At 42.4% G+C, this 14,022-nt stretch carries 13 protein-coding genes; 4 read left to right on the top strand and 9 right to left on the bottom strand.

Annotation, left to right across the window (positions count from 1 at the left end; translation table 11 throughout):
• Positions 1-91 precede the first annotated feature (91 nt).
• On the top strand, positions 92-1,720 hold the full coding sequence (locus tag HC733_RS15800) for a M28 family metallopeptidase (protein ID WP_190365980.1): 1,629 nt from the start codon (positions 92-94) through the stop codon (positions 1,718-1,720).
• A 277-nt stretch (positions 1,721-1,997) separates the two neighbouring features.
• Here the strand turns inward: HC733_RS15800 and HC733_RS15795 are convergent, their stop codons facing one another.
• Together HC733_RS15795 and HC733_RS15790 are read right to left on the bottom strand one after the other, a co-directional pair.
• On the bottom strand, positions 1,998-2,141 hold the full coding sequence (locus HC733_RS15795) for a hypothetical protein (protein WP_190365979.1): 144 nt from the start codon (positions 2,139-2,141) through the stop codon (positions 1,998-2,000).
• Positions 2,142-2,229: 88 nt separating this feature from the next.
• On the bottom strand, positions 2,230-2,664 hold the full coding sequence (locus HC733_RS15790) for an AAA family ATPase (protein WP_190365978.1): 435 nt from the start codon (positions 2,662-2,664) through the stop codon (positions 2,230-2,232).
• 306 nt (positions 2,665-2,970) lie between these two features.
• Here HC733_RS15790 and asnS point away from each other — a divergent pair, with 306 nt between their 5' ends.
• Positions 2,971-4,368, top strand: coding sequence for an asparagine--tRNA ligase (asnS, locus tag HC733_RS15785; RefSeq protein ID WP_190365977.1), 1,398 nt, complete (start codon positions 2,971-2,973; stop codon positions 4,366-4,368).
• 157 nt (positions 4,369-4,525) lie between these two features.
• Here asnS and HC733_RS15780 read toward each other — a convergent pair whose 3' ends face one another.
• From HC733_RS15780 to HC733_RS15760, 5 genes are all read right to left on the bottom strand, one after another.
• The gene (locus tag HC733_RS15780; RefSeq protein ID WP_190365976.1) at positions 4,526-7,384 is read right to left on the bottom strand and encodes a TonB-dependent receptor plug domain-containing protein; all 2,859 of its coding nucleotides are present in this window, start codon (positions 7,382-7,384) and stop codon (positions 4,526-4,528) included.
• Between the two features lie 346 nt (positions 7,385-7,730).
• Positions 7,731-8,441: an SCO family protein gene (locus HC733_RS15775; RefSeq protein WP_190365975.1), complete on the bottom strand. Its 711-nt coding sequence runs from the start codon at positions 8,439-8,441 to the stop codon at positions 7,731-7,733.
• Positions 8,434-8,835, bottom strand: coding sequence for a hypothetical protein (locus HC733_RS15770; protein ID WP_190365974.1), 402 nt, complete (start codon positions 8,833-8,835; stop codon positions 8,434-8,436). Before HC733_RS15770 ends, HC733_RS15775 begins: the two co-directional genes overlap by 8 nt.
• The gene (locus tag HC733_RS15765; RefSeq protein ID WP_190365973.1) at positions 8,828-9,397 is read right to left on the bottom strand and encodes a hypothetical protein; all 570 of its coding nucleotides are present in this window, start codon (positions 9,395-9,397) and stop codon (positions 8,828-8,830) included. Before HC733_RS15765 ends, HC733_RS15770 begins: the two co-directional genes overlap by 8 nt.
• A gap of 48 nt (positions 9,398-9,445) precedes the next feature.
• Entirely contained in the window at positions 9,446-10,627 is a 1,182-nt protein-coding gene (locus tag HC733_RS15760) for an MFS transporter (RefSeq protein WP_190365972.1), read from the bottom strand.
• 156 nt (positions 10,628-10,783) lie between these two features.
• Between HC733_RS15760 and HC733_RS15755 the strand changes: the two genes are divergently transcribed.
• On the top strand, positions 10,784-11,761 hold the full coding sequence (locus HC733_RS15755; RefSeq protein ID WP_190365971.1) for a LysR family transcriptional regulator: 978 nt from the start codon (positions 10,784-10,786) through the stop codon (positions 11,759-11,761).
• Between the two features lie 94 nt (positions 11,762-11,855).
• On the opposite strand, the gene HC733_RS15750 is transcribed toward HC733_RS15755, so the two are convergent.
• Entirely contained in the window at positions 11,856-12,314 is a 459-nt protein-coding gene (locus HC733_RS15750; protein ID WP_190365970.1) for an HPP family protein, read from the bottom strand.
• 89 nt (positions 12,315-12,403) lie between these two features.
• Between HC733_RS15750 and HC733_RS15745 the strand changes: the two genes are divergently transcribed.
• A complete protein-coding gene (locus tag HC733_RS15745; RefSeq protein ID WP_190365969.1) occupies positions 12,404-12,955 on the top strand; it encodes a TetR/AcrR family transcriptional regulator in 552 nt (183 codons plus the stop codon).
• 18 nt (positions 12,956-12,973) lie between these two features.
• Here HC733_RS15745 and HC733_RS15740 read toward each other — a convergent pair whose 3' ends face one another.
• Positions 12,974-13,903: a fasciclin domain-containing protein gene (locus HC733_RS15740; protein ID WP_238937579.1), complete on the bottom strand. Its 930-nt coding sequence runs from the start codon at positions 13,901-13,903 to the stop codon at positions 12,974-12,976.
• Positions 13,904-14,022: the final 119 nt, after the last annotated feature.

Here is a 14,022-nt window from a genome sequence, read left to right as displayed (position 1 = left end):
GAGCGCAGCAAAGCGCTACCTACCGCAGTTGCTCGAATATTTGCAAATTTTATGTTTATACTTAGCCGTCTTAAATAACAAAAGAACTGCTATGAAATTAAAAATGACTCTTAGCGCTTTAACTATCGCGGTGCTTAGCGGCTGTGCAACGACAGCTTCTAACACCAGCGCAGATGTGCAAGCCGCTTACAACAGTATTAATGCCGAGCAACTCGCACAGCATGTAAAAACACTGGCATCAGATGAATTTGGTGGCCGTGCGCCTTCATCAAAGGGTGAAGAGCTGACGCTGGCTTATTTGAGCGAACAATTTACAGCACTTGGTTATCAGCCAGGCAATGGCGATAGCTTCTTTCAAGAAGTGCCTTTGGTGTCTATCGAAGCTGACTCAAACATGACTTTGGATATTGGCGGCAAAGCATACCAATACAAAAAAGACATGGTGATGGGTACTAGCCGGATCAGTGCACTTGAGTCAATTAAAGACTCTGAGCTGGTATTCGTAGGCTATGGCGTAAACGCACCAGAGTATAACTGGAACGACTATGAAGGGTTGGACGTCAAAGGCAAAACGGTTGTAATGCTCGTGAACGACCCAGGCTTTGCTACCAAAGACAAAAGTATGTTTACTGGCGAAGCAATGACCTACTACGGCCGTTGGACATACAAATTTGAAGAGGCAAGTCGTCAAGGCGCCGCGGGAGCAATTATCGTGCACGAAACAGCGCCGGCTTCATATCCTTGGAGTGTGGTTGAAAACTCTTGGAGCGGTGAGCAATTTGGTTTTCAAAAGGCCAACAACAACATGGACCGCGTTGCCGTTGAAGGCTGGGTAACCGTTGATGTTGCCAAAGAGCTATTTGAAAAGGCAGGTTTGAACTTTGATACCGCCAAAGCCAATGCAGCTAAAGGCGCGTACCATGTAGACATGGGTGATTTAACTGCATCTGTGACGATAAAAAGTAAAATTAAAACCTCAAAGTCTTATAACTTTATCGCAACCCTTCCTGGTAGCGAAAAGCCTGATGAGCACGTGATTTATTCGGCGCACTGGGACCATTTAGGAACTGATAAAAACCGCCAAGGCGATCAGATTTATAATGGTGCGCATGATAACGCTACGGGTACTGGTGGTATGATTGAAGTAGCTGAAGCCTTTGCTAAGTTGCCAAACCGCCCTAAACGCTCAATCACATTTTTAGCTGTTACGGCAGAAGAGCAAGGGTTACTGGGTTCTAAGTTTTACGCTGCAAACCCTGTGATCCCTGCAAACAAAACCGTTGCTAACATCAATATGGATAGCTTAAATCTGTTAGGCAAAGTAAAAGATATCAGTGTGGTAGGTATCGGTAAGTCATCATTAGATACCATGCTAGAGAATGCCGCTAAAGCCCAAGGTCGTGTAGTATCTGGCGATCCAAAACCTGCATCAGGTGGTTACTACCGCTCAGATCACTTTGCATTTGCTAACATGGGGGTACCTGCAATGTACGCAGGTGGCGGTACTGAAGCATTCGATGAGCAAACTGCAGATTATCGCAAACGTATGAGCCTAGTACTACGTGGTTGTTACCATCAGCCATGTGACCGCTACCGTGATGAGTGGGACTTAAGTGGTGCCGTACAAGACTTACAGCTGTTTTACCGAGTAGGTTACGATATTTCACAGCAAACACAATGGCCAACTTGGAACGAAACGTCAGAGTTCCAACGCAAATAATTGTGCAATATAAACTAAAAAGCCAACGTTCATCGTTGGCTTTTTGTTTCTCCATACCAATCCGCTTAACTAAATAGTCTATTTTGAGGCAAAAAAACCTATTGATAGCACCGCTACCGCGTCCTGCTATCGCCAAGGTACCTACATCCATGTAGGCAAGGCAGAAATTTTGTGATTTAGTTGTTCTAAATGAGAAATTTTTAACGCAGCTAGCGTCAGGTTTAATCCCTAAAAATGATTAAGTGTTATTGCGGATTGGTATTAGTCATCGCATTGATTAACAATACATTCGGCTTAGCTCTTTAAACCATTCGGAGGTAAACCCACCTCCTGCGATTTGGCGCGTAGCTTTATCATCTAACGGTGTTTTTTGGTCTTGCTTGAGTGTTTTAATGGTTTTTTTGTTTAACTTGATTTTCATTGCCAGTCTCCTTTGACTCATTATTGAGTCAATCGACTATGAGACAAATAACAACCAATGTAAACACATTGTTATCAAGTTCTAACGTTTACCATTCAAACAAATACGCCATTTTACTGATGGTTCTAAGCGCTACACCATGCGTGTTACGCTTTGCATATAAATGCTGCAGTGATTTATCTTTTACTTCACCAACGATCACTTCTTTAACCTGATAACCCATCGCAGTCGCCGCGGCACTATATGCCACAAACTCCCATTTTTTTATATTGGTATTGTCTAAAATGACCAACGGAATGCCTTCACTTAGGCCATTGATAAAGCGCGCTAAATTCAAGTTATGGTATTCGGATAGTTTAAACTTTTCGAAATGATAGTCACCCGCATCGTTATAAAAGTAATCATCTGTAGAACAGATCAAATATTGGGTTTCGTCACCAGCGACCATTTCGTCCGCTAGTGTTTGCGCATAATGACTCTTACCGCAGCCGGGTAAGCCTCTCAAAATAAAAACTTGTTTCATCGACAATAACGTTACCTACAGTCAGAAATATCATTTAATAAAATAAACGACTATCATGCCATAACTTTACAATATAATCATGGTTTACCGCTCTGGCGCGTGCCATTATTCAAAAACACCGCCAAATAGAGTAAAAAACAACCTAAACGCTAGGCTAATTCCATTGCAAACGGATTAACTTGTAAAAGAGTTGCAATTGAGTGTTTTTTTATTGCTTTATCAAAGGTAATATACGGTTCACGTGCCTGCACTGTTTTTCAGGTACAATCGAATAATTATTAGGTAACTTATATCATTGGAGTGAAGATGAGCCACATAGCGATAACGGAGCTACTAAAAGGCACCGTTGCGGTCGACAGCCAAGTAACAGTAAAAGGCTGGATCCGTACACGCCGCGATTCAAAAGCAGGTATTTCTTTCTTAGCCGTTCATGACGGTTCTTGTTTTGATCCTATCCAAGCAGTTGTTCCTAATTCGCTCAATAATTATGATGAAGTTACCCGCTTAACAGCTGGTTGCTCTATAAAAGTAACAGGCGTGTTAGTAAAATCTGAAGGTCAAGGTCAAGCATTCGAAATTCAAGCAAACTCAGTTGAAGTGCTTGGTTGGGTAGAAAACCCAGACACCTACCCTATGGCGGCAAAACGTCACAGTATCGAATATCTACGTGAACACGCTCACCTTCGCCCACGCACTAACGTGATTGGCGCAGTAACGCGTGTACGTAACTGTTTAGCACAAGCAATTCACCGTTTCTTCCACGAACAAGGCTACATGTGGATCAGCACTCCCATTATCACGGCAAGTGACTGTGAAGGTGCTGGCGAAATGTTCCGTGTATCAACGCTTGATATGAACAACTTACCGCGCACAGATAAAGGTGATGTGGATTACTCTGAAGATTTCTTCGGTAAAGAAGCATTTCTAACCGTATCAGGCCAGCTAAATGGTGAGACTTACGCCAGCGCCATGTCAAAAATATACACTTTTGGCCCTACATTCCGCGCAGAGAACTCAAATACGTCTCGTCACTTAGCGGAGTTTTGGATGGTTGAACCTGAGGTGGCATTTGCTGATTTAGAAGACATCGCAAAACTTGCTGAAAACATGCTTAAGTATGTATTTAAAGCGGTATTAGAAGAGCGTCGTGACGATATGGAGTTTTTTGCACAGCGCATCGAAAAAAGTGCAATTTCACGTCTAGAAGAGTTTGTAGAAAAAGACTTTGCGCAAGTTGATTACACTGATGCAATTGAAATTCTTAAAGGCTGTGGCAAACAGTTTGAATTCCCTGTTGAGTGGGGTGTTGACTTGCAGTCTGAGCATGAACGCTATTTAGCTGAAGAACACTTTAAAGCACCGGTAGTTATTAAAAACTACCCACGTGACATTAAAGCCTTCTACATGCGTCAAAACGAAGACGGCAAAACTGTTGCAGCTATGGATGTGGTAGCGCCTGGCATCGGTGAGATCATTGGTGGCTCGCAACGTGAAGAACGCTTAGATGTACTAGACCAACGTTTAGAAGAAATGGGTCTAAACAAAGAAGATTATAGCTGGTACCGCGATTTACGCCGCTATGGCACCGTGCCTCACTCAGGCTTTGGTCTTGGCTTTGAACGTTTAGTTGCATATGTAACCGGTATGGGTAACGTACGTGACGTAATCGCCTTCCCTCGTACTAAGGGCAGTGCTACGTACTAAAGTCGGCCATTAAATTACACAAAAAAACCTAGGGGCTTGCCTAGGTTTTTTTATGCCTAAATTTTATAAGACAGTAAATTGTTTCACTTTTGGTGGTCAAAAAATACCCAGCTGATTGCCGGGTATTTATAACTTATCTAAGTTAATTTACTAAAGATTAGAAGCGGCCAGTCCATTCTAATGAGAACGTACGTCCCATAACAGCGGTTGTTACTGGGTATCTTTCACTATTAAACCATGGTTTACCGTAGACGTAACTTTCGTCATTACGTGCTTTAGAGTCACGTAAGTTATTCACACCTAACTTAACAAAATGATTATCGTTAATGGAATATGTCACCCCTAGGTTATAAATTAACCATGGCTTCATACGCTTAGCATACGCTCGACGTTTATCTGATGGGTTACGTATTGGATCTGGGTCTTCATCGTTCCAGCTTGAACCATAACGTGTTTGCTGAAGTGAGATACTCCAGTCGTCATTGTTCCAACCAAAGCGGTTATCCCAACGTGAACGGAAGTCATTGTTTAAGTAACTATCACGATACTCTTTATCGATTTTGTCACCTGGGAATTTTTGATCAACCACTTCTAGTACATGCGTGTATTTAAGGTCTAAATTAAATTCACCGTATGCGCCAAGGTCAAAGCCGGCCTTATAGTTAACGTCTATACCAGTTTGCTCATTCAAAGACTGGTTAATATATGTAGAGCGAGCCTTATCCACGGTCATCGCTACATCGGGGGCACCCACCGCATGTCTGTCGATACGGCTCAATACATCATCACATAATGCTTGGTTTTGTTCTTGACCGTTACGACATTTAGCTTCAGTTGTGAAGAAGTGACTGGTATCCCAGCTTTCTACCTGATCTTCGATACGAATGCGGTATAAATCCGTCGTCAGGTCCATTTTGTCTGTAATACTCCAAACAAAACCGATGGTTGCCGAGTAACCAGTTTCTTCTTTTAGGTTTTTATTACCCGTTCTTTCACCTTGGAACTCTTGTGATTCACGTAGCTTACCGGCATTGTTTGCATCACACTGGTAAGCAACGGCTTCGTGCTCTGCTGCAGACAAGCCAGTGGCTTGCTGGCCAGCAATTTGTGCACACTTACTTTCTAACCAGTAGTCAGTAAATGGTTGATAAAAACCTGAAGGACCAGCATACACTTGGTGAATATCTGGCGCTCTAAAGGTTGTACCATAGTTAGCTCGAACAAGTAGCGCTTCAAGCGGACGGTATTCTAGACCTAACTGATACGTGAACGCGCCATCTACCGCGGTTTCATCGTCGTAGTAATCGTAACGACCTGCAATACTCGCTTGTAATTCATCGGTTACAGGTACTCTGAATTCAACCGCCATACCATAGCGGTCGCGGTCGCCTTTACCTTCTGTACCCGTTAAACCGTTACCCCAACCTTTGCTTTTATCCAAGGTTCTTGGGTCAACATTTATTTCATAGTCTTCTGTAGACCACTCAACTGCCATTGCAAATGCAACAGGGCCTGCATCTAGTTCGAAAAGGTCACCTGTTAATGATGCGTTTACTGTAGTAACAGATGCATCAGCGCTTGAATCATTCACTTCAACGATTGCGTCACGACCCGCTTTATCTAGCGGCTTCCAGAAGCGCTCAAAGTTAGGGTTAAACTCACTCGTTGTCCCCTCTAACGGGCTACCTAAGAAGTACACCATTGCTTTATCAGATGCGATGAGGTTTTCATATTCAAAGCTCTCAGATGCACTATGTGCAATTGACACTTCATAGCCCCACTCGCCAAGTACTGTGCCTCTAAAGCCTGCTGCGGTATACAACATTTCATCTTCGAAGTGACTTTTTACATCGCCTATCTCTTGTGGTGTAAAGGTACGACCTAAGTATAGGTAACGGTCATTTGTTGCATCCCAAACCCATTGACCACCTAATGCAACCCCTTCTGGTAATGTGTTTGTACCCCAGTCAACTCCAAACCCACCGCGGTTCGCCGCTTCACTGTCCCAGTAGAGCGCTTCTGCAAAAAACTCATGCTCGTTATTAATCTGGTACGTCAGGTTAGTATATAGCGATAGTTGCTCTCTATCATTGATGTATGAGTTATCGCCCGTCGTGTCTTTACCACAATAAAAGCCGCGTGTAGGACGTTCTGACAGTTCATATTCATCCCATTGGTCACAAAGATTAGTACCAAACTCTTGTGGGTGGATATATTTAAAGCCGCCATCAATCGTGCCAGCCATAATGCTGCGCGAGTTTACAATTTGATATTCTGCTTCTTTGTTCGTAGCAGGGCCATCATTAAAGTCATTCAGCCAATCACGCTCGCTACCTAACAGCATATCTTGCTTTGAGTATTCAACTGCATAGCTTACATTTAAGTCGCCTTTACCAAAGCCACCTGCAATTGAAAATTTATTGCTATCGCCACCGCCTTGATCGGTTGTTGCATGGCGAAGACGCACAGTAATGTCATCTACATCTGTTTTAGTAATGATGTTGATTACACCCGCAATTGCATCAGAACCATAGACCGCTGAGCTACCGCCTGTCAGTACTTCAATGCGAGAAATTGCTGCAGCGCTGATCGTTGATAAGTTAAATACGTTGTTTTGGCCATTGAATGCGCGTGGATAGTTAGCAACACGGCGACCGTTTAATAGTACCAACGTACGGTTTGCACCCATACCACGTAGGTTGACCGTTTCAGCATTGGGCGTAAAACTGTTTGTAATACCTTGACCTTGAGTAGAACCCGTTGCCGATGACAGTGACTGAAGCGCCTCGAATACGTTATTGAAACCTTTAGCATCAATGTCTTCTGCTGTAAGTACAACGATTGGCGATGGGCCTTCTACATCCGCGCGACTAATACGAGAACCTGTCGTTACAATGCGCTCGATTTGTTTATCGGCACCTTGCTCATCAGTGTTCGCCACTGCATTGTGACCTGACAATGCAATTCCGCCAATTAGGACAGCCTTAATAGAAAGGCTGAGTTTAGACCTAATCATTATTTTCTCCCTTGTTTGATGTACATCTATAGCTATGAGTTGTAGCGTTTTATTGTATTTTGTGGAGCGCATATGGAAACACATTAACAACACGCTGTAAATGTAAAACAGCTTGTTTTTGCACAAAACTACATAATATTCAAAAGTCTCTTAGATACTGTTTTCTATCCGTATTTCTAAAACCAATCCGCTTAACTAAGTGCTCTATTTTTGATGTAAAAATCATTGTCGATAACAATGGAAAATTTTTAACGTTGCAAGTCAGGTTTAACCCCTCAAAATGATTAAGTGTTATTGCGGATTAATGGTATAAAATTGTCTCGCGGCTAACTTTTCAAGCAGAAGGTTATAGTGTTGAGTTGACAGAATCAGATAACTTACTCCGCGCACTTGAAATAGCACTCCCTGTTATCGTCATTTGGCCTTTTAACGACGATATCTCTTCATGTGCTAGTTCATAAGACAAGAAGCTTTGTACTAATAGCTGTACATCTAGCGTATGCTTGAAGCGCCCCATTAGCAGACCTATTGGGCCAATAATCGATATTATCGGCGTATGTGATACTAAGGGTCTGTCTTTATCAAGCGCAACCTTATGCCTAACTCCCAGGCTTTGAGCTAAGCTGAGCAACTGTGATGGCTCACCCGTCAGACCTATAAATGAATGATTAAAGTACTGAGCATACCGTTTAACCTCTTGCACTTGTTGTGGTTTGTAGTCGATAGAAACAAATACAAATTGCACTTTATCCGAAATAGGTTCTCCCGATATGTGACTTGCAAATTGCGACAACAACGCCAAGCTCATGGGACATATATCTGGACAATCTAGGTAACCGAACAAAACAAAGGTCCAGTGATTTTTTAGTGACTGATTATTAAACACTCCCTCGCCCGTTATCAGGCTAAATGCATTTATTTTTCTGGGCGTACTCAGCCAGTCTATAGAATGTTGCAGGGGTGATCGGTTATCGGAATATGTAGTAATCGCACTTACACCCCATCCAAGGGTGACTCCTATCAATAACAACATGCTGATAAGCTTTGCTTTACTCATCAGCCATCCCCTTATAACTCATACACACTAAGCAAACACTGAGAAAAGCTGGCAGCGTCACGCCAGCAAAATCAATGACAAAAAACTCAGGTCCACAAATACCAACCCAAATCTCCCAAATATGAAATATGCCATGGCTGACTAACCAAGCCGCTGGAATAAGCCAAAGTTGAAGTCTATAGCGCACGTAAAAGGCACCATATATAAATGCCGTGCCTATTAACGCATAAATAAAACCGAGATCGCGGACTAAATGTTGGTTAAATGGGCCCCTATCGGCCACACCTGGCACTAACCAATACCAAGTCTCTGGCGCAATAAGCATAAAAACACCGTTCGCCAAAGAGAGCATACCAAGCACAGAGGCAAGTATGGTCGCAATCTGCTTAGTCATTTCGATCCCCTACTACAAGCTCAAACTTTCGGGTAGGAACCAAAGGGGCACCTTTAACGTTGATCCGTGTACATGCCTTTGCATACCCTAATGCATATTTCAAAGTTGGATAAACACGCATAGAGCTAATAGCCAGAGCGATGCTAATTAATCCTACTTCTCCCCATGCTTGTTTTAGCTTTGCTCTTAGTTCATCGGCTTTAGGGTTGTGAGTAAGCACTAAGTCAGTAAATTCCATCACTAAAATGATATCATTGCTCAGTGTGCTGACATCCCAATTGATTATTCCTGCTATTGTTTTGGCACTCACGTTGTCTTCTAGCGCCATGTTTGTGACCAATTGCGTACAAGGTCCACAATCTTCCCAGATAATAGCCCTAAGCCTTGCCGCATATATCACCTCAGCGGGTACATTTTTGCAATGTGCAGACAGACTTTGAAAACCCATAAACTTAATAAATGCAATGAGATCAGCATTGAGTACATCCTGCATATAGCCAATGTCGTAGTCATATTTATGCTTCATCGCTAGCAGCATTTTATTTAAAAAATATCGGATCATGTTTTTTCCTTAAATAACAATTAGATTCTTACTATCGCGTGATACGCCTTACTCTGTTGCTTGAGAAGGTTCACTGCGACTGACGGGGCTTATTAATGAGATTAAACTTAAGAAAAACAGCGCGGCGCAGACATAGAGCATACTATTAAAACTGCCCGCTTCTAGCAGACTCGCTGCCAACATAGGCCCTGTTGCCAGCCCAAAGTAAGAGAGCGCTGCTGCGATAGCACTCAATTGTCCACTGCTATCTAATTGCGCACTCACCGCCAATAAATAAGAATGCACAGCAGGCCAAGCCATAAATAACAGTGCCATAGCACCTATGTAGATAAGTGGTATATGCGAAAAACTAAATAAAATGGCAGATACAAGCGACATAACCACACCGGCTATAACCCAATTTAATCGACCATAACGACTGGCGTGAATAACTGGCCACAGTGCGCCTAGCAATCCGAGTAATCCAGTACAAGCGATATACGTATTTACACGCACTTCATCAAGCAATGTTTGCTGACCTATAAGTGCAACATATGCCCAGATAGCATTCGCTGCAATAAGATACAAAACAATTGTCAACAACAATAAATATGCGTCTTTTTTATGAGGTTTTATTCGCGGATCAGAAGAAAATTTAGGGTTTTTAAGCGCTAGTAAAGGCAAAAAACAAGTAAATATTAGTGCTAATAATGCACACCCCGCCATCACAAAAAACACTGCATTATTGCCCAGTGTCTCTTGAGCATAGGGCATCAAATAGATAACCAGTGAGCCACAAGCAAACTGTAAAAATAACAACATGCCAAAAGCGCGGTCTGGGTCATTCAATCGAGCAATAACCGAAAAACTGATACCCACTACCAGACCGCCAAATAGGCCAGACACAAATCGCCATGTCAGCATGAGGTTATAGCTGTCTAACCAAGCAGAACCCAAGTCAATAATCACCATGAAAAACAGTGAAAGCAACACTGCAGGTCGCCACGCAAGTCGCTTGATAAGTAATACCGCTAATATACTCCCAGTAAGACTCCCATAACCATTCACTGCAACGATTTGCCCAGCTTGCACGTGATCAAAACTCAAAGTACTGACTAACGCACTTACCACGCTGGGTAAAAAATTGACGTAAAAAATCCCTGACATAGCAATAAATGCGAGAATAAAACACACTATTATTTGTTGATGTACGGGTGTATCTTCATGACCACTTACAATTGAGTGCTCCACTATTTGCTCCTTAGCCAAAAATAAGTTTATTCCTTGCACTAAATTCTAAGGACATGAAAAATTTAAAAAATAGGCTGATCTCCCATAGAGTCATGAATACTATTCAGGAATATATTTGTTATAGTGAAGCAAAGGGATCTAGAGGTAGATTAAGGTATGGACAAACTACGTTCTTTAGAGTTATTTCTCGCTACCTGTGATGAGGGTAGCTTTGCAGGTGCTGCGAGGGTCTGCAATACCGATCCATCTACGGTCAGTAAAGCAATAAACCGTTTGGAAACACAATTGGGTTTAACACTCTTTCAACGCTCGACTCGGCAACTAAATATCACCCAAGCTGGCAGCAGATATGCCAGTACCGTTCGAGAAATGTTTGTTAATTTAAGCTGTTGTGAAGAAGAACTAAAACACCTTAATGACGCACCCTGCGGCACACTTAAAATTAGCTCAGCAGTATGCTATGGGCATTTGTATATTCGACCTCTTTTACATGCCTTTTGCAAACAGTATCCAGATATTTCTTTAGACTTAGAAGTAACCGACTATCATGTTGATATGATTGAACAAGGAGTCGATGTTGCGATACGCACCGGGCACGTAAAAGACAGTAGATTAGTAGCCAGAAGGCTCAGTCCAATGGACTTTTTAACTTGTGCTTCCCCTTCTTATTTGGCTGAACACGGCACACCAACCCATCGAGAAGCATTTCAAACTCATCAATGGATTGGATTTCGCATCAAAGAAACCAATGCCTTACAGCCGATATTTTTACCCGATAAAGGCGGAGTCTACGGCCTGTATGATCTAAAACGCAGTTATATCACCGACGATGGTGAAGCGATGGCTTATATGTGTGCCGATGGACTAGGTATTGCACAATTGCCTCACTTTCTTGCTAAAAAGGGCTTGGAGCGCGGTGAGCTTGTGTCGATTTTTCCTCACTTTAGACCGCCACAGTATGAAAATGGCGTTTTTGCAATTTATCCAAAGCGTGACTACTTATCGGCCAAAGTCAGGGTATTTATAGATTTTATTGTTCAAGCTCTAAATGAAATAAACGAAAGTAGCAATCACACATGGGCAGAAGACATCCCCCCACTCGTGCCATTTAAGCGCAGCTTAGAGGTTGAATGATTAACCTCTAAGCTACTTGCACATACTTAGGTCGTTTCCTAGGCGAAAGTCAGGATCTCTTAAGTTAATTGCTTTACTGATACTGAGGTTCTAGTCAACTTTGTTCACTCACCCACTGCTGTTTTGCTAACTGCATCGCCTTGCCAATTAATACAATCGCAACCGCACCGATCAATACCGGAGTTAATAAAAACCCCCAGCCCTGTCCAGAGAGCATTATCAGTAACGGGTTTGCACCAGCAGGTGGATGTGTTGTTTTTGTGATCAGCATAGCACTAACTGCTACACCCGTTGCTAATGCCAGTGTCAAAGGTGTAACACCAATATATTGCGTGAAAAAAACGCCAACAAACGCAGTTATTAGGTGACCTAAAATCACATTCTTCGGCTGCGCAAGAGGGCTATCAGGTAAACCAAAAACTAATACCGTTGTCGCGCCAAAAGGCGCCATAAGCAACGCGATATGGCTGTATGTGGCGTCAAAAAAAGACAAAACACCAATTGCCAAACTTGCGCCTAAGCCCGCAAATAGAGCCAAAATTAAATTACGCATATTCCCTCTCAAAAAGTAGACCGAATTGTCTACATACAAATGTAGACAATTCGGTCTACTTTTGTCAAGATGTGTTTAAGGAGAAATATATGAGCAAAAAACGTCAACTGCTAATAGATACAGCATTAACGCTGTTTTATAGCCATGGTATTCATGGCATTGGGATCAACGAAATACTGAAGGTGTCTGGGGTGGCAAAGCGAACGCTTTACAGCCACTTTACTAGTAAAGAGGAATTATTACTTGCCGCGTTAGAAGCTCGCCACCATGTATTTATCCAATGGCTAGAAAGCAAGCTATCTAACGCTAAAAACGACCTTGAAGTAGCAACACAGCTCTTTGAGTCATTAGCAGATTGGTTTGATAACAATGAGCCGCTATTAGGAGAATTTAGAGGCTGCTTTTTTATTAATACTTGTGGAGAATACAGTGATGTATCTTGCGAGATCCGTCAATTGTGTGAACAACACAAATCAAAAGTGAGGCAAGTTATTGCTGATAAAATTAGCAGTGACAATCAAACTTGTGTAGCTACGCTGAGTATTTTGATGGAAGGTGCCATTGTCACAGCGCAAGTATCTGGCAAAAAAGCACTTCTAATAGAAGATTGCATCAACGCATCACAGGCCATGTTGCACTGATGCAATAAAAACATGGCGTTATTTCGCCTCGGTGATCACGGTATCAATTAAATGCACCATGCCATTACTGGCTTGAATGTTTGTTACTGTGACATTGCTTCCAGCGATTTGGAGTGAGGTAGTCGGTAGGCTTACTTGCCACCAAAGATTATTAAACCCTTGCCCCTTATTATCACCGACAACACTATCACCGCTGTAGGTGTAAAGAGGACGGCCTAAATAGGCAACTTGTGTTGTACTGTCAGTGCGAGTGATGAGTGACAAACCGGGTATGTTTTTTATGCCATCCACTGTTGCTATAACTGGCATCCAAGTTTGCGCACACGCATCAACACAGGTGCTACTGGCATTCTCTAGATCATTATCGAATACATACACTGTCATACCTGGCATTGCAGAGCCATTACCAGTCACTAAACGCTGATTTTGTGAACTATAGGCAATCACATCCGTGTTGGTATTGGTGGTCGATGAAAAGTCTACAACGTTGATGCTTAGTGCTTTGCCCGCAAGCGTATTAACTTGCTTACCATTTGCCGAAAACGCCCCAATACTGTTAATACTCGCGTCTGCAACAACATGCTGAGTCAGCACCCCAGTTAAGGCTGTTTGATCAGTCAGTAAAGCGCTCAACGTATCACTTGGAATCTTTTTAAATGCATTATTGGTTGGTGCAAATACGGTGAACGTTTTGCTGGTATCGTTGAATGTATCGACCAAATTCGCTGCTTGCAAAGCACTAACAAGCGTTGACAACTCAGCGGTATCTATGGCTGTTTGTGCAATAGTTTTGCTTGAAGCCTGTTGCTCAATAGGCGGCATAATCACTTTATTTAAAACGTGAATAACGCCGTTATCAGCATTAACGTTAGCTGTCGTTACAACAGCATCGTTAACAAATAATGTCATATCGGTATAAGACAACGCCGCTTTTTTACCATTTGCCATCTAAGGTATCCCCAAAACTAGTGTTTATATATCAATAAGATGGAGATTTTAGAAATTTTGGAAAATGTGGGGAACATTCATGATGTTTAGTGATCTTATGAATCGCTAAATAAAAAAAG

The sequence above is a fragment of the Pseudoalteromonas sp. S16_S37 genome (assembly GCF_014694405.1).
Lineage (GTDB): Bacteria > Pseudomonadota > Gammaproteobacteria > Enterobacterales > Alteromonadaceae > Pseudoalteromonas.
Note: the sequence above shows the minus strand (reverse complement) of the source record. Positions and strands in the feature narration are given on the sequence as shown.